Source organism: Thermomicrobium sp. 4228-Ro, assembly GCF_026241205.1.
Lineage (GTDB): Bacteria > Chloroflexota > Chloroflexia > Thermomicrobiales > Thermomicrobiaceae > Thermomicrobium.
The window spans coordinates 1,502,805-1,526,284 of the sequence record NZ_JAPFQM010000001.1 but is presented as its reverse complement, the minus strand read 5'-3'; the positions used below and the strand labels follow the sequence as shown (position 1 = coordinate 1,526,284).

Here is a 23,480-nt window from a genome sequence, read left to right as displayed (position 1 = left end):
CGTCCTACGCCCCCGTCCGTCCGTCGCGACGTGCTCGCCGCAACTCGATCGGCCGCGCCGGCACGCCGACAACCGTCGCACCAGGCGCGACATCTTTCGTCACCACGCTCCCGGCACCGGTCCGCGCCCCCCGGCCGACCCGCACCGGTGCGACCAGCATCGTATCGCTTCCGATGAAGGCCTCGTCCTCGACGACCGTGCGGTGCTTGGCCACGCCGTCGAAATTGCAGGTGACTGTCCCGGCACCGATGTTCACGCGCTCGCCCAGATCGGCATCACCGATATAGCTCACGTGGCCGATGCGCGTCTCGCGCCCGATCCGCGCGTTCTTGAGTTCGGCGAAGTTCCCGATGTGCACGCCGTCCTCCACGACCGTACCCGGCCGCAAGTGGCTGTAGGGTCCGACGTGCACGCGTGCTCCGACGACCGATTCCTCGATCACCGAGGCAACCACAACGCTCTCCGGCCCGATCACGCTGTCGCGCACGACCGCGTGCGGGCCGACGCAGGCCCCGCTGGCAATGCGCGTCCGTCCACGCAGGATCGTGAACGGCTCGATCCGAGCGTCCGGCTCGATCTCGACCTCCGGCTCGATCCAGGTCGTTGCCGGATCGACCACCGTCACCCCAGCCCGCTGGTGCGCCTGCACGATCCGGTCGCGCAGGACCGCCTCGGCCCGCGCCAGGTCGATCCGGTCGTTGACACCGAGCGCGGTCTCCGGTGGTGCGACCACCGTGATGACGGGCTCGCCGGGATGTGCTGTCGCGGCGGCAAGCCCGACGAGGGACGTGTGGTAGTACTCACCCGAGGGGCTGCGCGGCACCTGCGGGAGAGCCTCTTCGAGCCACTGTCGCTGGTAGAGCGTCGCTCCGCTGACCACCTCGACTGGCCCCGCGTAGGCCGTCGTGTCCTCGCGCGCTTCGACCACCCCGATGACGCGGCCCTGCTCGTCACGCTGGATCCGCCCGTAGGCGGCCGGGTCGGACAACACCGTCGTGAGCACGGCAGCGAGCGGTCGCTGCGCTTGGGCTGCTGCACAGAGCCGTTCCAGATCGGGCGCCGTCAGCAAGGGATGGTCGCCGAAGACGAGCAGCACCCAGCTGACTTCGGGACGAAGGTGGGGCAGCGCCTGGGCGAGGGCATGGCCAGTCCCCAGCGGCTCCGCCTGGTAGACGATCTCCCAACCCGGCGGCACACACGCGACGAGCTCTACCTTCGCGGGACTCGTGACGAGGATGCGCTGCACTGCGGGGAGCGCCTGCACGGCGTCGAGGACGTAGCTGATGAGCGGCCGCCCGGCGAGCGGATGCAGTTCCTTCGGCGTGCGGGAACGCATCCGGGTTCCCAGACCGCCCGCGAGGACGACCACGGCGAGCGCCTCGCCACTCGACGTTTGCGTTGCGTCAGGCTTCTCGTCCACGTTCGTCGTCTGGACGGGCATGCCCGGTCGTCGAAGGGCTGGGCATGCCACCCGGCTGGCGGGCCAGGATTCGAACCTGGAACAAGGACTCCAAAGGCCCCTGTGATACCGTTTCACCACCCGCCAATGTCGTCGCCCTATGCAAGCCTACACGTCGCGACGGCTCCCTGTCAACCACTGCGCGCCGACGCCACTCCCGCCCCGAGCGATCGCGCTGTCGCGTCGTCGGCACGGGCAACGACCGACAACGGATCGTGCTCTCCCTCGCACAGCTGGCCCAGCAGCGAGACCTGCTCCGAGAAGCGATGCTCCCGTGCACGTTTCGGGCGGTCGCCCCGTCCACTCGTCAGGCTCGAAACGCTGCTGCGTCCGACCGTCCCGCAGCGTATGGCACGACCGAGTACGTGTTCTGCCAGCACATGCTGACGGGTCGGGTGGACCCGGTGCCCTACGCCGATATCGCACCGGCAACACCGCTCGCGGTGGTGATCCCACAACCGTGATGATGGAGCCTTGCTGCCCAGAGGAGCGCACCGCTCCAGCCTCTCGGATCACTCGTTGGTGGGACTTCTTTCCTACGCGGACCAGCTTGTCACCGTTCGTCCTCGCCCGTAGACTCCGGTCAGGGGTATCGATGGCCGAGACGCGCGACACGGCCACCATCACCGAGCGACTCCGCAGCACCGTCGAGCTTTGCCGGGCAGAACTCGGCGAGACCGGTCGCTCGCTGGAGGAGATCGATGTCCTCTTGGCCCAGACGGCGGCCGAGGTCGAACGGGCCAGCCAGCGCGAGATCCAGCTCAGCGCCCGCCTGCGCGAGATCGAGACGAACCTCGAGGCCTACCCGCGCAGCGAGATCCGCGACGCCTACCGTACCGTCCACGAGGCGACGCTCCGGCTCTTCATGCTGCGGAACCAGCTCGAGTTGCTCGAGGAACGCCGGCAGAGCCTGCTCCAGTATCAGGAGCGGCTCCGCGACCTCCTCGCGCTCGCCGAGGAGCACCTGCAGGTGACCAGCCAGCGCGAGCGGGCGAGCGACCGGCGCACCCGGCTCCTGTCCGCCGCACCGGTGGGGCCGATCCCGCCCACGGACGTCCTGCTCGCAGCCGAACGCGAGCGGGCCCTCGTCCGCCGGAGCCTCGAGCACGAGCTCGCCCAGCTCCTGAGCGCACTCGCGCTCGAGATCGAGGTCTGTCTCCAGCTGGAGCGGCAGGGCTCGGCCGCCCTCCGGGTCGAGCTCCTCCGTCTCCGCGAGCTGGCGAGCGAAGCCGTGCGCGGCCTACGTCGCACGCTCCTCGAACTCGCACCCGGCGTGCTCGAGGAACTCGGACTGACCGAGACGCTGCGCCGCTATGTGCGCGAGCTGGCCCGCCTCGCTCGTCTCGAGCAAGCCGAGGTACAGGGCCCCGAGCAGGACACGCCCCTTCCCCCGCCCTTCCCGTTGCTCGTCTACCGTCTGCTCCAGGAACTCGCGCTGCGACTGGCCCGTCAACCGGGCGTGACCGTACTGCGGATCGACATCCACTACGAGCCGGCGCAGGTGGTGGCGCACCTCGAGGCAGCCGGACCGGCCCCGCTCGACCCATTGCCGCCGCTCGACCCGGCACTCGTCGAGCGGCTCCGCCAGCTGGACGCGACCCTGACCGAGGAAGCGGTCGCCCCCGAGCGGCTGCGCCAGACCCTGCTCGTTCCCCTGACCTGAGCACCGCTCGGAACTGGCGTCTCCTCCTACTCGTCCTCCCCCGATCGGTTCACGACGAAGTTCCCGTGACGAGTCGAGACGAGCGCATCTACTGACCGGCCGCTCCGACGCCGTAGTGTGTGGGTAGACGCCCGATACGACCGCACCTGGCTGCGCCAGCGAGAGGGGAGGTGACCACCGGGACGAGCGGCACCAGGGGGTCGGGACGACGGGGGTTCGCTGGAGTCGTCGATGCCGTGCCGTCATCGGCCGGCGCAGGTCATCGGAGGGAGTCACGACCATGCGGTATCTCTACGACATCCTCGCGTGGTACGAGGTGCAGAAGCAGCGGGCGATGGAGGGTCAGAGCCTGGTGGAATACGGGCTCATCCTGGCACTGGTAGCGCTCGTGGTCATCGGTGCGCTGACGCTGATCGGGCAGAACATCAATGGCTTGCTGACGAACATCGCCGGGAAACTCGGTGGTTGATGGACCGTCAGGGCAATGCTGCGACATGCGGTACACCGAGCCCTACCCGCCCAAAGCCTCGTCGAGTACGGGATGATCATCCTGTTCATCGCTCTAGCCGTCGTCACGGCGCTCACCGCACTCGGTGGGTCGCTCGACACCTTCTACCAGTCGGTCGTGGGTAGTTTTCCCGGCTCGTGAACGGGACGCCCCGTACCGGGCAACCGGGCGGGGCGTTCTGTTACGCACTACGGACGAACGACGAGCGGTGGGTCGCGAGACCCGCCGCTCGTCCTGTACCGGCCACCGGACGGTCAGACGCCGAGCACTTCCTTGATCCGCTCGAAGAGCCCCTTGCGGTGCGCTTCGCGCACGTCCGGCCGCTCGAGCGACTCAGCCAGTTCCTCGAAGAGCTCGCGCTGGCGCGGCGTGAGCTCGGTCGGCACCACCACGCGCACGGTCACGATGAGGTCTCCGCGCCGGCCACTGCCGAGTTCCGGCGCCCCCTTCCCGCGCAGCCGGAAACGCTGGCCGGGCTGCGTACCCGGTGGGATCGTCAGCACGACCGGCCCGTCGACCGTCGGGACTTCCACCTCGGCACCGAGCGCAGCCTGCGCCACGTTGACTGGTACGTCGAGATAGAGCGTCGAGCCCTCCCGCCGGAAGAGTTCGTGTGGGCGCACGCGCACGTGGACATACAGGTTCCCCGGCGGGGCGCCCGGCTCCCCGTGCTCCCCCTCGCCGGTCAGCCGCAAGGTCGCGCCGTCCTCGATCCCAGCCGGAATCTCCAGCCGCACCGTGCGGCGCCGCACCGTGCGCCCGCGCCCCCGGCAGGTGGGACAGGGATCCGAGACCACGCGCCCCTCGCCGCCGCAGTGACTGCAGGTCGTCGCCGTGATCATCGCACCGAGGATCGTCTGCTGGTAGCGCCGGATCTGGCCCGTGCCTCCGCAGACCGGGCAGGTCGTCGGCTTCGCACCGTGGCGCACGCGCGTGCCGCGGCAGTCCGGGCAGACCTCGAGCCGCTCGATCTCGAGCTCCTTCTCGACGCCGCGCAGGGCCTCCTCGAACTCGAGCTCGAGCGTCACTTCGAGGTCGGCGCCACGGGCTGGCCTGCGGCGGGCGGTGCCGGTCATGTCGCCGAAAAACGAGTCGAACAGGTCGGTGAAGAGCGAGCCGAAACCGAACGGATCGGCACTCGGCCCCGCTCCGGCACCAGCCCCGACCTGGACACCCGCATGACCGAAGCGATCGTAGGCTGCCCGCTTCTCGGGATCGCTCAGGACTTCGTAGGCTTCGTTGATCTCCTTGAACTTCTCCTCAGCGTCCGGCGACTTGTTGACGTCCGGGTGATACTGGCGAGCCAGCCGGCGATAGGCACGTCGGATTTCCTCTTGGCTCGCCGTCCGGCTGACACCGAGCACCTCGTAGTAGTCGCGCTTCGTGCTCATCCGCGCACCCCTGCTCATCGGGCGACACCCGCACCCGCCAGGTCTGATATGGAGTATAGCAAGGTCCCGATCGCGTCCCGCCGGGTCACGCGCGAGGACGCGACCAGCCTCGGCCCCGCGAGGTCGATCGATCGGCACGGTCCGCCGACGGGGCCAAGCGCACCGGTTCCGGCAAGCGCTGACCGGGTCTCCTGTCCCGTTGACGAGCCGGTGGCGAGCACGGTCAGCCCGCCTGCAGCTCCGTCCAGATACGGTCGTACTTCACGTAGTCCGGCCCGAGGTCACGGAACCACTGCAGCCGACGCCAGGTCGTGTCGTCCAAGTAGATCGCCGGATCATCGACGAGGTCAGGATCGAGCAGACCGCGTTCTCGAGCCGTGCGGTTGGGGCTCGCGTACCCGACGTAGGTGGCGTTGCGGGCCGCGATCTCCGGCCAGCAGAGGAAATCGATGAACACCATGGCCGCGTAGGGATGCGGGGCGTCCTTGACGACGCAGAGGTTGTCCTGCCAGACGGCGCACCCTTCCGCAGGAATGACGTAGCGGATCGTCGGCTTCTCCCGCTTGGCCAGGATCGCTTGGCCGGTCCAGCAGTGCGCGATCACCGCCTCGCCCGCGACGAGAAGCTCGTCGTTGTTCTCGCTGGTGTAGGAGAGGACGTACGGCTTCTGCGCCTTCAGCACCGCGAGCGCACGTTGCAGGGCCTCGTCGCTCGTCTCGTTGAGCGGGTAGCCGAGCCAGAGCAAGGCCGCAGCGATCGTCTCCCGGTAGTACCCGTGCATGACCAGCTTGCCCCGGGCAGCCTCGGCGGGCTCGAAGAGCGCCCGCCAGCTGGTGAGACCGTCACCGAGGACCGCAGTATCGTACGCGTAACCGGACGTCCCCCAGAAGTACGGCACGCTGTACCGGTTCCCGGGATCGAAAGGGCCGTTCAGGTTGTTCGGATCGAGATGCTCGATCGCGCGGATCACCGAGCGGTCGAGCTCCTGGAGCAGACCGAGTCCGATCGCGATCTGCACCGCATAATCGGTCGGCACCACGATATCGTAGCCGAGGCCCCCTTGCTGGAGCTTGGCGATCGCCTGCTCGTTCGTCTCGTAGGTATCGATCGTCACCTTCACGCTGGTCAAGCGCTCGAAATCGGCGAGCACATCGGGATCGATGTAGTCGCCCCAGTTGAAGACGAACAGCTCGCTCTCCAGCCGACTGCGGTCGATGTACGGTGGCAGCTCGAGCGTGCTGGTCACGACCGTGGGACCCGCCGCAGCCGGCGTCGGGGAAGCGGCGGAGGTTACCGTGGGCGCCGTCGATCCCCGGCCTCGACAGGCCTGGAGCAATGCGGACCCGGCGAGCGCCAGTGTGGCCAAGAAAGAGCGTCGCGTGAGCCAGGTGGTTCGCATAGGTCTACACGTACCTTTCACGCCGGTGCGCCACCAACGAACGATACGGGACGCTGGCCGCAAGGACAAGCGGGCAAGCGCAGTCTTCGCCTCGTTTTATCGCGCGACACGGACACAGCAGGAGTCGGCGTGCCTGGGCCAGTATACAGACGGTACAGGGTCGTTTCGAGAGTCAGAGGAGCTCCCGAGAATCGTTCTCGGCCAGTGCCTTCTTCTCGTCCATCGTCGTTTCGAGCCTGATCAGCCCTGTGTAAATTCGCACGCAGAACGCGAGACAGCGAAACACACTGAGCGTACCGACCCAAGAGGCACACAACCGCTTCAGGACCGCATTGGTACTGCCAAAACACCGTCGGACCGCTGCATCGACGTCGTCGTGCTGCGTTTCAAGCCCTCATAGGTACTGCCAAAACCTAGGATGCTGCGTCTCGTCGTCGTCGGAAACCTGGTTTCAAGCCCTCATAGGTACTGCCAAAACTCACCACTACTCCGTACCGTCCGACACCACTATCAGTTTCAAGCCCTCATAGGTACTGCCAAAACGATCAAGTCGTTCGCCTCGAGTATCTGGGACGGGATGTTTCAAGCCCTCATAGGTACTGCCAAAACTCGTTCGAGCTATAAACGGACTCACTCTGCCAAAACGTTTCAAGCCCTCATAGGTACTGCCAAAACTGACCAGGAGCGGCACAATGGTCGGGAGGCTGTCCTTGTTTCAAGCCCTCATAGGTACTGCCAAAACCTTGCACGGGTTTCCACACATCCAGGGACCGGAGCCCGTTTCAAGCCCTCATAGGTACTGCCAAAACCCGCCAGCACTCTTCGCTGGCACCGTGAGCGACGTGGTTTCAAGCCCTCATAGGTACTGCCAAAACTCGGCATCGGCACGCTCCTCGTCCGGAGGTACCTCCGTTTCAAGCCCTCATAGGTACTGCCAAAACAGCAGCGGGTTGGTCGGTTGCTTGTGGGGGCACATTGTTTCAAGCCCTCATAGGTACTGCCAAAACAGTCAGATCGAGATCGATCCTATTCCACTTGTACATCGTTTCAAGCCCTCATAGGTACTGCCAAAACGTTGGCGCCGGGGCGCTGTACCGGGCGCTGGACTTTGTTTCAAGCCCTCATAGGTACTGCCAAAACGAGCAGGCCGGGCGCGACTCGCAAGAACGAGTCGCGGTTTCAAGCCCTCATAGGTACTGCCAAAACCCGCGCGCGAGTGTCGCGTTGCGAACGACTGTGCGGTTTCAAGCCCTCATAGGTACTGCCAAAACCCTATTGTTCGGTTGGCTGGCCGAACGAACGGCCGGGTTTCAAGCCCTCATAGGTACTGCCAAAACGTCACGCGCGGTATCCTATGAGTCGCCTGATCTTCGTTTCAAGCCCTCATAGGTACTGCCAAAACCCGACGATGGTCTGCACCAGGAAGACCACGAGTACGAGTTTCAAGCCCTCATAGGTACTGCCAAAACACGGTGACCGTCAAGAACGAGAGGAGCGAGGGCTTGTTTCAAGCCCTCATAGGTACTGCCAAAACACTTCGCTTCCGGACTCGGGGCATAATCGAAAAACAGTTTCAAGCCCTCATAGGTACTGCCAAAACGAGAAGGCGGCTCATCTGCAGCGCTCGCCACCGGAAGTTTCAAGCCCTCATAGGTACTGCCAAAACTCTTGGTGTAGTGGTGATAGTTGTCGAGGGGTTATCCGTAGTTTCAAGCCCTCATAGGTACTGCCAAAACCGCTCTCGTGGCGCGTCGCTATCCTGGCGAGCGAGGGTTTCAAGCCCTCATAGGTACTGCCAAAACGGTGTCTCGTCGGTCATACCGGTCGGTTATGCGCCGGTTTCAAGCCCTCATAGGTACTGCCAAAACCGTCCACGGTCAGGCCACCGCGGAAGCGGACGCGGGTTTCAAGCCCTCATAGGTACTGCCAAAACGAGGAGACTCTGGAGGGCGCTTGAAGCCAGGTGACGGAGTTTCAAGCCCTCATAGGTACTGCCAAAACGCGTTCCGCACATCTGTCCGAGACTCGCCGTACGAACGTTTCAAGCCCTCATAGGTACTGCCAAAACGGGGTGATGGGTTCGAAGTAGCAGAGACAACGGGGAGTTTCAAGCCCTCATAGGTACTGCCAAAACCCGCGGCGGCCTGACCGCGGACGTGCGCGAGACGGAGTGTTTCAAGCCCTCATAGGTACTGCCAAAACACACAGTAGCCTGCGGTGGACACATTCATATCGCAGGTTTCAAGCCCTCATAGGTACTGCCAAAACAGTTGCCTAACCCCTTCCGCTACCGTCACGCGTCGATGTTTCAAGCCCTCATAGGTACTGCCAAAACCGAGGCGTACTCGATCGCCTCAGATCGCCAGGAGCCAGAGTTTCAAGCCCTCATAGGTACTGCCAAAACGACGCTGCTGCCCTCACTGTCTCTGACACTTCCGAACGGTTTCAAGCCCTCATAGGTACTGCCAAAACGCGACGGTCGCCAGTCGCACGCGATCACGTGGAGTACGGTTTCAAGCCCTCATAGGTACTGCCAAAACCGCTTCGACGTCCTCGGTCGGGAGCGGTTGCTGCTGTTTCAAGCCCTCATAGGTACTGCCAAAACTGTCTGGCGGAGGACGATCAGGACGGTGACGGACGCGAGTTTCAAGCCCTCATAGGTACTGCCAAAACTTCCGGATCCGGAAAGTCAGTGCCGGGATCGGCGAGTTTCAAGCCCTCATAGGTACTGCCAAAACACTGTAGTGAGTGTCGCGAATATCGTGTGCTGACTCACGTTTCAAGCCCTCATAGGTACTGCCAAAACACTGCCAGGTGATCGGCCGGCTGTCGCCGACGCCGAAGTTTCAAGCCCTCATAGGTACTGCCAAAACCGGCTCTGCCCGCTCGACCTTTTCGACTTTCCCGGAGTTTCAAGCCCTCATAGGTACTGCCAAAACCAGTTGCTATCGTGTTATGATCGTGTTAGGAAACGGAGTTTCAAGCCCTCATAGGTACTGCCAAAACGGGGGTCGTGATGGGTAAGCTTGACGCGTTGACTCGGTTTCAAGCCCTCATAGGTACTGCCAAAACGACCCTGCGACTGGGTGGAGTGTCCCTTGTGGTGGAGTTTCAAGCCCTCATAGGTACTGCCAAAACTGCCAGTCCGGATAGAGCGCCTCCGGCTCGACGTCGGCGTTTCAAGCCCTCATAGGTACTGCCAAAACCTGCACTCATGAATCCCGATGCCGTCGCGGTGGCATGTTTCAAGCCCTCATAGGTACTGCCAAAACGACGTAGTGCACCCAGGGGTCGACGCCGTAACGCGCGTTTCAAGCCCTCATAGGTACTGCCAAAACAGTGGTTGCGTGACGGACACAGTTGTGTTAGTATGCGTTTCAAGCCCTCATAGGTACTGCCAAAACCTCTCGCCGGGGCGACTGGCCCGGAGGCGAACCGAGTTTCAAGCCCTCATAGGTACTGCCAAAACGAGTTGAATATGATGAGGTATTTCGAAGGCACGAATGGTTTCAAGCCCTCATAGGTACTGCCAAAACTGAATACTGTGATAGAAACGGACAGTACGACATTCGTTTCAAGCCCTCATAGGTACTGCCAAAACCCATAGTCCAGACCAGCTGCTCGATCACCAGCTGCCCGGTTTCAAGCCCTCATAGGTACTGCCAAAACACAGGGAAATCTTCGCGAACGAGAGAACGTATCCTAGTTTCAAGCCCTCATAGGTACTGCCAAAACTCTGCCGCTCATATCAGGTTTTACGTACTCGGAAATGGTTTCAAGCCCTCATAGGTACTGCCAAAACCGGGAGTAGTAGCGGAAGGCCGGGCAGGTGCAGGTGGTTTCAAGCCCTCATAGGTACTGCCAAAACGAGTCCGACTCCGAGTGCGAGTTCGAGTGCGACTCAGTTTCAAGCCCTCATAGGTACTGCCAAAACTTCAGACCAATTCCCGCCACAGTCTTCGTTGATGAAGTTTCAAGCCCTCATAGGTACTGCCAAAACTCGAGAGAACGGTGCAAGTCCTCAACACGATCGTAGTTTCAAGCCCTCATAGGTACTGCCAAAACCCGCCCTCGCCGCCCTCGCCGACCGGGAACGGCTGGTTTCAAGCCCTCATAGGTACTGCCAAAACGCGAGTCAATCGATTCCGTTATTCGAGGCGACAATGTTTCAAGCCCTCATAGGTACTGCCAAAACGCGTGTGGTGCGGCGCTGGCTCTTCCGCTGGCTGCGGCGGTTTCAAGCCCTCATAGGTACTGCCAAAACACGAAGGGTCTCGAGGTTTTAGTCGATAGTTGGCCACAGTTTCAAGCCCTCATAGGTACTGCCAAAACGGACGACGTCGTCGAAGGCGACGATCACGCCGTCCGGGTTTCAAGCCCTCATAGGTACTGCCAAAACAGTAGATGACGAGGTACTCCGAGTCGCAGCGCGATGTTTCAAGCCCTCATAGGTACTGCCAAAACCCCTTCCGGCCACTAACCACAACCGACCGTCATCAGTTTCAAGCCCTCATAGGTACTGCCAAAACGAAAGGAGGGATCACGATGGCACGGAAAGCGGTACAGTTTCAAGCCCTCATAGGTACTGCCAAAACGACCCCTGGTGGCACTCTCGCCCCTGGAACTCCGCGTTTCAAGCCCTCATAGGTACTGCCAAAACGCCCATGAGTACTACCCGCGCGCGGAGGCAGGCAGCAGGTTTCAAGCCCTCATAGGTACTGCCAAAACCGACGGGAAACGCGACGTTGCTCTTGACGAGAACGGTTTCAAGCCCTCATAGGTACTGCCAAAACATCGTTCACGTTCATCACTCACCTCCACTTACCACTGTTTCAAGCCCTCATAGGTACTGCCAAAACGCGCAGGCCAGTATCACGATACTCGCGTGGACGCAGAGTTTCAAGCCCTCATAGGTACTGCCAAAACGCCCGACTACTGGCCCGTCGACACCGAAGGCGTCGACGTTTCAAGCCCTCATAGGTACTGCCAAAACCGTTGCCCGATCGCACAAGCGTTTGGTCGACCGATGTTTCAAGCCCTCATAGGTACTGCCAAAACGCGCGCTCACGATGCCGACACCGGACGCGCGACTCGGCGTTTCAAGCCCTCATAGGTACTGCCAAAACGATTTCGGTCGACGTCGCGCCGGCCGTGTTCGCGCAGTTTCAAGCCCTCATAGGTACTGCCAAAACGAACGGCATCTTCTCTGGCGTCTACGCCTACGACGTGTTTCAAGCCCTCATAGGTACTGCCAAAACATATCGGGTATCCGATCGTCATGATCCGGTCTCGGGTTTCAAGCCCTCATAGGTACTGCCAAAACGCCATCCTGCGCACCACTGCTCCCCACCAGACGCCAGTTTCAAGCCCTCATAGGTACTGCCAAAACCCGCGAGGGGCCCGCCCCCTCGCCGGTGACACTATCCGTTTCAAGCCCTCATAGGTACTGCCAAAACCGCGGTGCTCCGGCTACTCGGCGTTTCCCCCTTGAGTTTCAAGCCCTCATAGGTACTGCCAAAACGCGTCGAACCACTGCTCGAGATAGGCACCGACCGTCGTTTCAAGCCCTCATAGGTACTGCCAAAACACCCGGTCACCCACCGGGCGGCCGCTTCTCGTGTCTCCGTTTCAAGCCCTCATAGGTACTGCCAAAACCAGTTTTCTCGCGACTCGAGGCGACGAGGCTGATTCGTTTCAAGCCCTCATAGGTACTGCCAAAACGCGTATGAGGAAATCTAGAGCGAAGGTGAGTTGAGGGGAGTTTCAAGCCCTCATAGGTACTGCCAAAACACTGTGAATATTGTTCTAGGTATGGTCAATATGATAGTTTCAAGCCCTCATAGGTACTGCCAAAACAAGGTGTTCGCGTACTGACGCCCGCAGGGGAGGCGGGTTTCAAGCCCTCATAGGTACTGCCAAAACAGTGGTTCTCTGTCTCGGGGCTCACGTTGACGAGCGTGGTTTCAAGCCCTCATAGGTACTGCCAAAACCCAGCCCACGACGCGGAAGGTCGCGCCGGGTCCAGGGTTTCAAGCCCTCATAGGTACTGCCAAAACCCCGGCTGGCCGAGAGAGAGGAGGAAGAGGAGGTGCGTTTCAAGCCCTCATAGGTACTGCCAAAACCAGGCAAGCCCGGGCAGAAGCGGGCGAGCGTGCCGGTTTCAAGCCCTCATAGGTACTGCCAAAACCCGCGATCGTCGACACGATGTACAGCACGCCTTCCTGTTTCAAGCCCTCATAGGTACTGCCAAAACGTCGATCAGTGTACGACATTGAGACAAGACTGCGAGGTTTCAAGCCCTCATAGGTACTGCCAAAACGCGGCCCGAAGAGCGCGCGTTCATCGAACCGCCCCTGTTTCAAGCCCTCATAGGTACTGCCAAAACCGAGCGGTCGGACGGGCACCGCTACCCCCTCTCCTGTTTCAAGCCCTCATAGGTACTGCCAAAACGACACGCAACAGCGTCTGGCCGCAGGCACTCAGACGTCAGGTTTCAAGCCCTCATAGGTACTGCCAAAACGAGGCCGGATCGACCGGCGTCACGCAGCTGCGACACGAGTTTCAAGCCCTCATAGGTACTGCCAAAACCTCACCGTCGTCTAATCGTTTCGGCATCTGGCTGAGCGGTTTCAAGCCCTCATAGGTACTGCCAAAACCCACGTACGCCTGGTAATTGCGACAGTCGCTCACGGCCGGTTTCAAGCCCTCATAGGTACTGCCAAAACCACTCAGGATTCGATCAGACGGTTCGATGACGCAGTTAGTTTCAAGCCCTCATAGGTACTGCCAAAACCCAAGCAGCTCGGCGTCGCAACGCGCTTCTCTCATCACCAGCATACCGCAGGAAGCACACGAGCGCAAGCGCTTGGGGAATTCTCTTCCGGCGGCCCTGACAACACGGCAGTGACACAACGGGAATCCGTCGACCCCCCCGGGGTTCCTGCACGACCGGAAGTCGACGCTGCAACCGTCTCCCACAGCACGGCTTCGACGAGCCGAACATGCGCGTCACCACGCGCTTTTCAGCCCCTCCTCACGCTGCTGCAGAAGGGCGCCGAGCCGGCCAGGCCACCCGTGGCCGTTTTGCTGATCACCAAGCCGATCTTCGCAGCCCTCCAAGCTGCTCGCAGGCGACCAGGCTCCGTCGACCTCCTGTTCGGGCGACAGAAGATACAGACCCCGCAGCTGCGTGAGCCGTCCCCGTGGGAACCGTTCGGTTCACGAATCCTAGAACCGCGGCCGGTATTCGCCCCACACCTGCCGCAGCCGGCCACAGATCTGCCCGAGCGTCGCACCGGCCAGTAGCGCTTCGCGCAGTACCGGCAGCATGTTCTCCGTTCCGCGCGCAGCTTCTTCTACCCGCGCCAACGCCCGCTCCACCCGGACCGCGTCTTGCTTTGCCCGGTACTCTTGCACCCGCCTGATCTGCCGCTCCACCGCAGCCTCGTCCAGCCGGTGCACTGGTACCTGTACCGGCACCACGTCCTGGTAGCGGTTCACCCCCACGACGATCCGCTCGCCCCGCTCGACCGCCGCCTCCCACTGGTAGGCGCTCTCGGCGATCTGCGCCTGAATCCAGCCCCGCTCGATCGCCGTCACTGCCCCGCCGAGCCCTTCGATCGCCTCGATCAGCTCCCAGGCTCGCCGCTCGACTTCGTCGGTCAGCGCCTCGACGAAGTACGACCCGCCCAGCGGATCGGCGGTATCGGCGACACCGGTCTCTTCGGCCAGAATCTGCTGCGTGCGCAGTGCAATCGTCGCCGACTCTTCGGTCGGGAGACCCAGCGCCTCGTCGTAGGCGTTGGTATGGAGACTCTGCGTGCCACCGAGTACCGCAGCCAGAGCCTGATAGGCGACCCGGATGATGTTGTTGAGCGGCTGCTGAGCCGTCAGCGTGCAGCCGCAGGTCTGCGTATGAAAACGCAACATCCACGACCGCGGGTTCCGCGCCCCGAACCGTTCGCGCATGATCTTCGCCCACATCCGGCGCGCTGCCCGGAACTTGGCGATCTCTTCGAAAAAGTTGTTGTGTGCGCCGAAGAAGAAGCTCAGCCGCGGTGCGAACTCATCCACCACTAGCCCAGCCTCGGTCGCCGCTCGTACGTAGGCAATCGCGTTGGCCAGTGTGAAAGCGATTTCCTGCACGGCAGTCGCACCGGCCTCGCGGATGTGATAGCCGCTGATCGAAATGGTGTTCCAGTTCGGAAGCCGCTCCTTGCAGTAGGCGAAGGTGTCGACGACCAGCCGCATCGAGGGACGCGGCGGGAAGATGTAGGTACCGCGTGCCGCATATTCCTTGAGGATGTCGTTCTGGATCGTCCCCCGGAGCTGCCTGGGATCTACCCCCTGTTCTTCCGCGACGATCTCGTACATGAGGAGCAGGATGGCCGCCGGTGCATTGATGGTCATCGAGGTCGTGACAGCGCCCAAGTCGATCCCCTCGAACAACCGGCGCATGTCGTCGAGCGTCGATATCGCGACGCCTACCCGGCCGACTTCGGGCCGCGCCAGCGGATGGTCGGAGTCGTAGCCCAGCTGCGTCGGAAGGTCGAAGGCGACGCTCAGCCCGGTCTGCCCACGGTCGAGCAGCAGCCGGAACCGCCGGTTGGTCTCTTCGGCCGAGCCGTAGCCAGCGTACTGGCGGATCGTCCACTTCTTGCCCCGGTACATCGTGGCGTGGATGCCGCGCGTATAGGGATACTCCCCCGGATCGGGCTCGGGCGGGCGCCCCGTATCGCGGTACACGGGCGCGATCTCGATGCCCGAGTCGGTCACGACGCGGCGGATTTCGGTCGACGTCATGCTCGGCCCCCTCGCCAGTCTCCGGTGCGCTGCCTCCGAGCGGTCACGCAAATCCAGCACCGTTCCAACGCCGGATACGGCCGCTCACATGCTGTTTACTCTACATGATGCGGTCACCACAGCGCAGGCGCGAGCCTGAAAGCGTAACGACCCACCCACCAGTGGGCGGGTCGTCGAGCCGGAGTACATGTGATCGAGACTAGTGTCCCTCGCCTTCCGGTACCTCGACGAGTTCGGTGAGCACACGGTGGCAGGAGCGGGGATGGATGAACGCGACCGGAAAACCATGCAGGCCGATCACCGGTTCGCGGTGGATCAACTCGAATCCCTCCTGCTCGAGCTGGGCGAGTGCGGTGCGGATGTCCCGCACCGCGTAGGCGACATGGTGGATGCCACCGCGCTCGCGCAGGTAGCGCCCGAGATCCGATTCCGGATCCTTCGGCTCGAACAGCTCGACATGCCCCTCACCACCGTGGAACAGGGCCACCCGCGTATGCGGGAAATCCTTGACACCGTCGAAGGTGAGGCCGAGCTTCTGGTACGCCTCGATCGCCTCGTCCAGGTTCTCGACGACGATCCCGATATGGTGGATCCCGACCACCGGAACCGGTACCATGTACTCCGCTCCTTCGCTTCTCGACCGTGACGTATCCTGCGACATCCCGAGTATAGCACTATACTGTTTCGTCACGCGGCCTCACCGCCGCCCCGTCCCAGCCCGCCGAACGGGAACGTTGGCGACCAGCCGATCGCCACCGTCACCCCGGACGATGCTGATCTCGATTCGGTCAGCATCGATATCCAGGTGACGGGAGAGGATCTGGCACATCTCGCTGCGGATCGCTTCCAGCACATCAGGAGTCAGCTTGACATGGTCGTAGACCAAGACTTCCACCAGCCGCTGCTTGGCGACCTGTGCGCTCCCGCGCGACGATCGGCTCGATCCGCGCCCGAACAGTGCGTCCAACCAACCCATTCCTCCGTCCTCCCCCGTCTTCTAGGACCGACCGCCGAAGCCGAGCGCCCGCAACATGCGTCGCCAGACACCGTCCGGGAGCTCGAGCGGTTGGAAGGGAACGTCTTCACCAAGCAGGCGAGCCGCGATGTCGCGGAAGGCTTGGCCGGCCCGCGACTGTGGATCGAGCGCGACCGGCTCGCCACGATTGGTCGCGGTCACGATCGACTCGTCAGCCGGCACCACACCGATCAGCGGGATCGCCAGGATCTCGAGCACGTCCTCGACCGAGAGCATGTCGCCGCGCCGGACGAGTTCCGGATCGATCCGGTTGACGATGAGCCGCGGCGGCGGCAGTTCAGCCGCTTCGACCAACCCGACGATCCGGTCGGCGTCACGCACTGCTGAAACCTCCGGATTCGTCACCACCAGCACCTCATCGGCACCGGCGATCGCGTTGCGGAATCCCCGTTCGATCCCGGCCGGCGAATCGATCAGCACGAAGTCGAACTGCTGCCGCAGCTCACGGCACAGCTCCTTCATCTGCTCGGGGGAGACTGCTTCCTTGTCCCGCGTCTGCGCCGCTGGGATCAGAGCCAGGTTAGCCAGCCGCTTGTCACGGATGAGCGCCTGCCGCAGGCGGCAGCGTCCCTCGACGACGTCCACGATGTCGTAGACGATGCGGTTCTCTAGACCGAGCACGATATCCAGATTGCGCAGCCCGATATCGGCATCGACCAGCACGACCGACTTGCCGCGGGCAGCTAGGGCCGCGCCGACATTGGCCGTCGTGGTGGTTTTGCCAACGCCCCCCTTACCGGAAGTGATGGTGATGACGCGACCATTGCGATCCTGCTGCTCCTCCACCGCACCCCTCCTGCTGGCCATGGACTACCGGCGTTCGATCCGCCACGGTTCGATCACGATCTGCCCATCGACGACGTGCGCGAGCGCTGGCCCATCCAGGAGCTGTGCACCGCGATCGGGTGCTCGCGCGACCAGATGCGCGATTCGCAACTGCATCGGTGCCAGCCGCAACGCCGCGATGACCGCTTCGGTGTCCCCGTTGCGCCCAGCGTGTACGGTTCCCCGGACGACTCCCCATACCAGCACGTCACCACCGGCGACGACGAGTGCCCCAGGGTTGACGTCACCGATGAGGACGAGGTGCCCTGGTGCCTCCACGCTCATGCCGGAGCGCAAGGTGCGCCGGACGTAGGTCGCTGCACCGTCCGGCCCCTCCTCACCGCTCGGCTCGACCAGCCGCAGGCGACGCGACGGCTCGCCTGGCTCGGTGCGGAATCCCCAGCGGGCGAGCCGCTCCCGGTACTCGGCTGTCTCCGCACTGACCGCCTGGATCCGCACGCCACGCGAGTCGAGCAGGTGCTGCAGCGCGACGATCTCTTCCAGTACCGGCTCACGCTCGGAAAAGTCGAGGACGAGCGCAGCCCCCCGGAAGAACGCTGCCCGGGCATCCAGGACGTCGTGAACGTGCGCCAGCACCGACGGGAACGGGACGCCACGCGGCAAGACGAGTCGCACGCCGTCCTGCGTACCGCGGACGCGTACGGTTGCCTCCAGTCGTTCTCCATCCAGCATGACCGCCCCTCTCTCGCTGTTCCTCACCCATCAGGGCGCGCGTCCGAAATAGGTGGCGAGGATCCGATCGGCAACCGGGACGGCGAACGTCGCACCCTCGCCGCCGTCGCGGATCAGGACGAGGACAAGCACTTCGGGGTCATCGTACGGTGCGAAGGCTGCGAACCAGGCATGTGACTTCTTGTACCGGCCGTTTTCCGCCTCCCCGTACTCAGCGGTACCGGTCTTTCCAGCGATCGGGATGTCGTCACCCGTCCGCACGAACTTCCCTTTCGCCGTGCCGTCGGTCACCGTACGTCGCATGCCACGACGTACGGTCTCCAGATGCTCGGGTGCGATCGCGAGCTCGCGCACCAGCTCAGGTTCGAACCGTCGCACTAGCTGCCCAGCCGCGTCGCGGAGTTCCCTGACGATCCGTGGTCGATAATACGCCCCCCGGTTGGCGATCGCGGCCAATGCACAGGCCAGCTGCAACGGCGTACAGGCCAGGTGCCCCTGGCCGATGGAGACGTTTATAGTATCTCCGACCGACCAGTACTCCCGCAACGTCTGGAACATCCAGCGCGGATTCGGCACGAGTCCATCGGCTTCGCCAGCCAGCTCGATCCCTGTCGGCTGGCCGAAGCCGAACACGTCGCGCAAGTAGCGCTCGATCCGCTCGATCCCGAGTCCCTCGAAATAGTGCTTGTCGGGATCACCGGGGATGTAATAGTGCAGGGGCTCGGTTCCTCCCTCGGGCACTTGCCCAGGTGCCCCGACGTTGTAGAAGAACACGTTGCACGACTGCGCGATGCCGTCCAGGACGCTGACGGCACCGTGTCCAGTCGCCAGCCAGCAGACGTAGGTGTTCCCACCCTGCTCGTCCCAGACGGTCGGCACCCGGATCGATCCCCGGCAGGTATACGTCGTCTCGGTCGAGATCACACCTTCCTGGAGGCCAGCACAAGCGAGCAGCGGCTTCACGGTGGAGCCGGGAGGGAACTCGCCGCTGATCGCGAAGTTGACGAGGGGGTGGAACGGGTCGTTCAGGAGCGCGTCGTATTCGGCCTGACTCAGCCCGCGGATGAACCGCTGGTTGTCGTAGGTCGGCAGCGAGACCAGGGCGAGCACTTCGCCCGAGCGGGGGTCGAGGACGATCGCCACACCGGAGCCGACCGGATCACGTCCCTGCTCGCGTGCTGCTCGATCGGCCGCCGCGATTCCTTCGGCGAGCGCCTGCGTCACGGCACGCTGAAGCGTGGCGTCGATCGTCAGGACGACCGTGAGGCCAGGCACCGGGTCGCGCCGCCGCTCCGGCAGCTCGCCGACGACGACATTTCGGGCATCGACTTGCACCCAACGGCCACCGTGCTGGCCACGCAGCGCCTCCTCCATTGCCTGCTCGACCCCACCGCGTCCCACCCGGTCGTCCGGGCGATACGGATTCGCCGGGCTGTCGCCACCGGCTGCCTCGTACTCCTCGCCCGTGATCGGGCCGACGTACCCGAGGATATGCGAGAACTCGGGGCCAGCCGGATACTCGCGCACCAGCGTGTCGTCGGTCACCCGCACGCCAGGCAGCGCCGTCGGATTGGCTGCCAGTGTCAAAGCCAGCTCGCGCGGGACGTCTTCCGCCAGTGCGACCGGAACGGCGCTGCCTGGAGCCGCCAGGAGGACATAGTCGAAGCGGTTGAGCACATGCACACCTGGCAGTCGCTTGACATCCTCGGCCAGCGCCCGGGCTTCCGCGGGACGGAGCTTCTCGCGCACGATGACGTACTGCTGATCCTTCGGAGCGCCGAAAACCGTTCCCGCCACCTCTGAGCCTGAGGTACCGAGCAACGCCGCCAGCTGATCGAGGATCTCCCGCTCGTGACCGAGCGGCAGGGCTGGGCGGTGCACGACCACGAGGTCATCCAGTGCCAGTGCGGTGATGAGTTGCTGGCGAACGAGTTGCCGTTCTGCCTCGTCCTCGGGAAGGTCGGCCGGCACCAGCCAGACGGTCCAGCTGCGCCGGTTGCGCGCGAGCACCTCGCCGTTCCGATCGAGGATGAGGCCGCGCGGCGCGCGCAACGGCTCGAAGCGCACCATGCTTCCCTGCGCTGCCTGCTGGTAGCGCGGTCGCTCGCGGAGTTGCATGAAACCGAGCTTGGCCAGGACTGCGCCGAAACCGAGTACCATCGCACTCCGCAGGAGAAAGACGCGACGGGTGAGCAGCTCGTCTCGCACCGGTTCCGGCTCGACCGGCGGCGCGATCGACTTGGGGGCTGGGAGATCGAGCCAGCGTCGCTTAGTTCGCGCGCGCACGGCCAACCCCCACACGTCCGAAGAGCGCGATGACGCCGTAAACGAGTGGGACCGTCATCATGTTGAGAAGACCGACGAGGATCGCCGTGATCGCCGCATCGACCCAGACGTCCGCCTCGCTTGGCCAGCGCACGAGCGTCAAGAGAACACGGTAGAGCACGGTGACGAGGCCGACGAAACCCATGAGCGGCAGGACCGCGCTGCGGTACATGCCCCGTCGCGCTGCGGCGCCCACGGCCGCGGCTGGCAACAATGCCAGGACATGTGCTCCCCACGGGTGCGCTGCGAGGAGGTCGAGCGAGAGCCCGCCGAGTGCCGCCCACAGGAGACCCGTTCGCAGGCCTTCGACAGCACTCGCCACGAGCACGACGCCCAGAACGAGGTCCGGGAACAGTCCGTACGGTGCCGAGCGCGGCAGAACCAGCACCTCGAGTGCAGCGGCGCTGAGCAAGAAGATCGCGATCACCAGCTGCCGCACCAGGTCACACCCCAACCCCGCGACTGCCTTCGCGGCAATCCTACCACGCCCGACCTCACGTCCCCGGCGGCCGCGCGGTTTCCAGGACGCGCACCTGTACCTCCGCACCGGGCATGTCGCTCGTCCGCAAGGCAGCGATCGTTCGCTCGACCGGATAGGACACGCGACGGAACTCGACTTCCCACCGTGTCCCGTCCCAGGTCAGGAGCGCGTAGGCGGCCCGCTGGTCCCCATCGAACGGGAGCCCCACGCTCCCGACTGCCACGACCAGCCGGCCGTCGAGTCGCCACTGTGCCTGGAGATGGATGTGACCGTAGGCCAGCGCGGCACCACCGGCCCGGTCAAGAAGTTCCTGAATCTGTTCGCGCGGTGCGGAGGGTGGTGCGATGACTGGATGGGCGCTCCAGGGCGTGGCATGGACGACCGTGAGCGCGGCACCGGTGGGTGCCGGCACCGTGTAGCGCAGCGGCAGGTCAGCCAGGTACGCGACAGCATCGGCGGACAGCCGTGCCGCGCACCAGCGATAGCGCTCGGCCAGCGCCGGGTTGTCGAGATGCCGGAGGCGGGGATCATCGACCTGGGCCGGCCGCGCTCCGCCGGTCGCGACCTCCACCAGGAACTCGTCGGTATTGCCGCGGACAGCCGGGATGCCGCGCTGCCGGATCGCTTCGATACACTCGGCTGGCCAAGGACCGCCGAAGGCGAAGTCACCAGCCATGACGATCCGCTCGGGGCCGAGTTGGTCGAGTTCGGCTAGGACAGCCTCGAGCGCCGGGAGGTTCCCATGCGTATCGGATATGACTGCGACACGCATCGGTTGTCGATCCCTCCGTTCTCTGCCACCATCTCTCGGCACCAAGCGTACCGCGTCGAGTAGAGTAGGCTCGAAAATGTCGAGAACCGATCCTGGGGGGTCATGTGACCGAAACCAGAGCGAGCGTCTTGGAAATGCAGGCACGATTGCCGGAGGAAGGCCGGCAGCGCGTCGTCATCGCGCGCTTGCTACCCGAGATCGATTGCGGGCGCTTCGCTGTGAAGCGGATCGTCGGCGACGAGATGACTGTCGAAGCGGATATCTTCGCCGATGGGCACGACGCGATCGCAGCAGTACTCCGCTACCGGGGACCGGGGCAGACCGAGTGGCAGGAAGTGCCGTTCACGTTCCTGACCAACGACCGCTGGCAGGCTCGTTTCGTCCTGAGCGAACTCGGCGTCTGGCACTACACGGCAGTCGCCTGGATCGATCGCTTCGCGACCTGGCAACGAGACCTCCGCAAGCGTCTCGAGGCCAGCCAGGACGTGACCGTCGACCTGTCGATTGGCGCCGAACTCATCGAGGCCTACGCCGAGCACGCACCGGAAGCGGAGGCGCACTGGCTGCGCACGATCGCAGGCCAACTCCGTACCGGCCCCGACGCGGCGGAGCTGGCTTTCCATCCCGATCTCACCGAACGGATGCGACGAGTCGATCCGCGCCCCTTCGCGGTCAGCTACCCGCGCGTCCTGCGTGTCATCGTCGACCGCGAGCGCGCCCGCTTCAGTACCTGGTACGAGCTTTTCCCCCGTTCTTGCTCTCCGGAGCCGGGCCGACACGGGACATTCCGAGACTGCGAGCAGTGGCTCCCGCATATCGCTGAACTCGGCTTCGACGTACTGTATCTTCCGCCGATCCATCCGATCGGGAAGACGCACCGGAAGGGGAAGAACAACAGTCTCGTGGCCGGGCCCGACGACCCGGGCAGCCCCTGGGCGATCGGCAGCGAAGAGGGCGGACATGACGCGATCCATCCACAACTCGGCACGCTCCAGGATTTCCGGGCATTCGTCGCGCGAGCACGTGAGTACGGGATCGAAATCGCGATGGACCTGGCCTTCCAGTGCTCGCCGGATCACCCCTATGTGCGTGAGCATCCGGAATGGTTCCGCAAGCGGCCAGACGGGACGATCCAGTACGCCGAGAACCCACCGAAGAAGTACCAGGATATTTATCCCTTCGACTTCGAATCACCAGCCTGGCGTGAACTCTGGCTGGAACTCTTGCGGATCGTTCGGTTCTGGATCGAGCAGGGGATCCGCATCTTTCGCGTCGACAACCCGCATACCAAACCGTTCGCCTTCTGGGAGTGGTTGATCGGGGAGATCAAGCGCGACTATCCGGAAGTGATCTTCCTCTCGGAAGCGTTCACCCGCCCCAAGGTGATGTACCACCTCGCGAAGCTCGGCTTTACCCAGTCGTACACCTACTTCGCCTGGCGCAACACGAAGCACGAGCTCGAGTCGTACTTCACCGAGCTGACGCAGACCGAAGTCCGCGAGTTCTTCCGTCCCAACCTCTGGCCGAATACGCCCGATATCCTGACCGAGTACCTCCAGACCGGTGGTCGACCGGCTTTCCTCATCCGTCTGATCCTGGCCGCCACCCTGGGAGCGAGTTACGGGATCTACGGCCCACCGTACGAACTGTGCGAAGCGACACCGCTCGCGCCGGGGAGCGAGGAATACCTGAATTCCGAGAAATACGAAATCCGGCACTGGAAACTCGATGCACCGCACTCGATCGCACCGGTCATCGCGCGCGTCAACCGGATCCGGCGCGAGCATCCCGCGCTCCAGCAGGACTGGACACTCCGCTTCCATCCGGTCGATAACGAGCAACTGATCGCCTACTCGAAGACGAGCCTCGACAAGCGCGATGTCATCATCACCGTCGTGAACCTCGACCCGCACCATCGCCATGCCGGGTGGGTGACGCTCGATCTCGCTGCGCTCGGCCTCCCGCAGGATGTGCCCTATCAGGTGCACGACCTCCTGACCGACGAGCGCTACATCTGGCACGGTACGCACAATTACGTCGAACTCGACCCGCACGTCATGCCGGCCCACATCTTTCTGGTCCGGCAACGGGTCCGCACCGAACATGATTTCGAGTACTACGAGTGA

Annotated in this window: 16 protein-coding genes, 1 tRNA gene and 1 CRISPR repeat array; of the genes, 5 read left to right on the top strand and 12 right to left on the bottom strand. The window is 63.5% G+C overall.

Features of this window, described 5'->3' with window-relative positions; all coding sequences use genetic code 11:
• Nucleotides 1–4: 4 nt before the first annotated feature.
• Together glmU and OO015_RS07185 are read right to left on the bottom strand one after the other, a co-directional pair.
• Complete coding sequence (gene glmU, locus OO015_RS07190) at nt 5–1,441, bottom strand: bifunctional UDP-N-acetylglucosamine diphosphorylase/glucosamine-1-phosphate N-acetyltransferase GlmU (protein ID WP_265940556.1); 1,437 nt, start codon at nt 1,439–1,441, stop codon at nt 5–7.
• A 34-nt stretch (nt 1,442–1,475) separates the two neighbouring features.
• Nucleotides 1,476–1,546, bottom strand: a tRNA-Gln gene (locus OO015_RS07185).
• A 128-nt stretch (nt 1,547–1,674) separates the two neighbouring features.
• On the opposite strand from OO015_RS07185, the gene OO015_RS07180 reads away from it, so the two are divergent.
• From OO015_RS07180 to OO015_RS07165, 4 genes are all read left to right on the top strand, one after another.
• Complete coding sequence (locus tag OO015_RS07180; RefSeq protein WP_265940555.1) at nt 1,675–1,923, top strand: hypothetical protein; 249 nt, start codon at nt 1,675–1,677, stop codon at nt 1,921–1,923.
• A 131-nt stretch (nt 1,924–2,054) separates the two neighbouring features.
• Entirely contained in the window at nt 2,055–3,122 is a 1,068-nt protein-coding gene (locus OO015_RS07175) for a hypothetical protein (RefSeq protein WP_265940554.1), read from the top strand.
• A gap of 280 nt (nt 3,123–3,402) precedes the next feature.
• A complete protein-coding gene (locus tag OO015_RS07170) occupies nt 3,403–3,591 on the top strand; it encodes a Flp family type IVb pilin (RefSeq protein ID WP_265940553.1) in 189 nt (62 codons plus the stop codon).
• A gap of 15 nt (nt 3,592–3,606) precedes the next feature.
• Nucleotides 3,607–3,771, top strand: coding sequence for a Flp family type IVb pilin (locus OO015_RS07165; RefSeq protein ID WP_265940552.1), 165 nt, complete (start codon nt 3,607–3,609; stop codon nt 3,769–3,771).
• 113 nt (nt 3,772–3,884) lie between these two features.
• On the opposite strand, the gene dnaJ is transcribed toward OO015_RS07165, so the two are convergent.
• The 10 genes from dnaJ to OO015_RS07115 all read right to left on the bottom strand — a co-directional run bounded on the left by dnaJ (nt 3,885) and on the right by OO015_RS07115 (nt 21,354).
• Complete coding sequence (gene dnaJ / locus OO015_RS07160; protein WP_265940551.1) at nt 3,885–5,021, bottom strand: molecular chaperone DnaJ; 1,137 nt, start codon at nt 5,019–5,021, stop codon at nt 3,885–3,887.
• Between the two features lie 223 nt (nt 5,022–5,244).
• Entirely contained in the window at nt 5,245–6,267 is a 1,023-nt protein-coding gene (locus OO015_RS07155) for a polyamine ABC transporter substrate-binding protein (protein ID WP_265940550.1), read from the bottom strand.
• Nucleotides 6,268–6,738: 471 nt separating this feature from the next.
• Nucleotides 6,739–13,213: a CRISPR direct-repeat array (repeat unit 30 nt; unit sequence GTTTCAAGCCCTCATAGGTACTGCCAAAAC).
• 434 nt (nt 13,214–13,647) lie between these two features.
• Nucleotides 13,648–15,222: an acyl-CoA mutase large subunit family protein gene (locus tag OO015_RS07150; RefSeq protein ID WP_265940549.1), complete on the bottom strand. Its 1,575-nt coding sequence runs from the start codon at nt 15,220–15,222 to the stop codon at nt 13,648–13,650.
• A 199-nt stretch (nt 15,223–15,421) separates the two neighbouring features.
• Complete coding sequence (locus OO015_RS07145; RefSeq protein WP_265940548.1) at nt 15,422–15,838, bottom strand: VOC family protein; 417 nt, start codon at nt 15,836–15,838, stop codon at nt 15,422–15,424.
• Between the two features lie 81 nt (nt 15,839–15,919).
• The gene (minE, locus tag OO015_RS07140) at nt 15,920–16,198 is read right to left on the bottom strand and encodes a cell division topological specificity factor MinE (RefSeq protein ID WP_265940547.1); all 279 of its coding nucleotides are present in this window, start codon (nt 16,196–16,198) and stop codon (nt 15,920–15,922) included.
• Nucleotides 16,199–16,219: 21 nt separating this feature from the next.
• Nucleotides 16,220–17,065, bottom strand: a complete 846-nt coding sequence (gene minD / locus OO015_RS07135) for a septum site-determining protein MinD (RefSeq protein WP_416236569.1) — start codon at nt 17,063–17,065, stop codon at nt 16,220–16,222.
• Nucleotides 17,066–17,068: 3 nt separating this feature from the next.
• Nucleotides 17,069–17,776 carry a septum site-determining protein MinC gene (minC, locus tag OO015_RS07130; RefSeq protein WP_265940545.1) on the bottom strand — a complete coding sequence of 236 codons (708 nt, stop codon included), beginning with the start codon at nt 17,774–17,776 and terminating at the stop codon, nt 17,069–17,071.
• A 30-nt stretch (nt 17,777–17,806) separates the two neighbouring features.
• Nucleotides 17,807–20,062 (bottom strand): penicillin-binding protein 2, encoded by a 2,256-nt coding sequence (mrdA, locus tag OO015_RS07125; RefSeq protein ID WP_265940544.1) that lies wholly within the window; start codon nt 20,060–20,062, stop codon nt 17,807–17,809.
• Nucleotides 20,046–20,540 (bottom strand): rod shape-determining protein MreD, encoded by a 495-nt coding sequence (gene mreD / locus OO015_RS07120; RefSeq protein WP_265940543.1) that lies wholly within the window; start codon nt 20,538–20,540, stop codon nt 20,046–20,048. Before mreD ends, mrdA begins: the two co-directional genes overlap by 17 nt.
• A 55-nt stretch (nt 20,541–20,595) precedes the next feature.
• Nucleotides 20,596–21,354: a metallophosphoesterase family protein gene (locus OO015_RS07115; RefSeq protein ID WP_265940542.1), complete on the bottom strand. Its 759-nt coding sequence runs from the start codon at nt 21,352–21,354 to the stop codon at nt 20,596–20,598.
• A gap of 134 nt (nt 21,355–21,488) precedes the next feature.
• Between OO015_RS07115 and OO015_RS07110 the strand changes: the two genes are divergently transcribed.
• On the top strand, nt 21,489–23,480 hold the full coding sequence (locus OO015_RS07110; RefSeq protein ID WP_265940541.1) for an alpha-1,4-glucan--maltose-1-phosphate maltosyltransferase: 1,992 nt from the start codon (nt 21,489–21,491) through the stop codon (nt 23,478–23,480).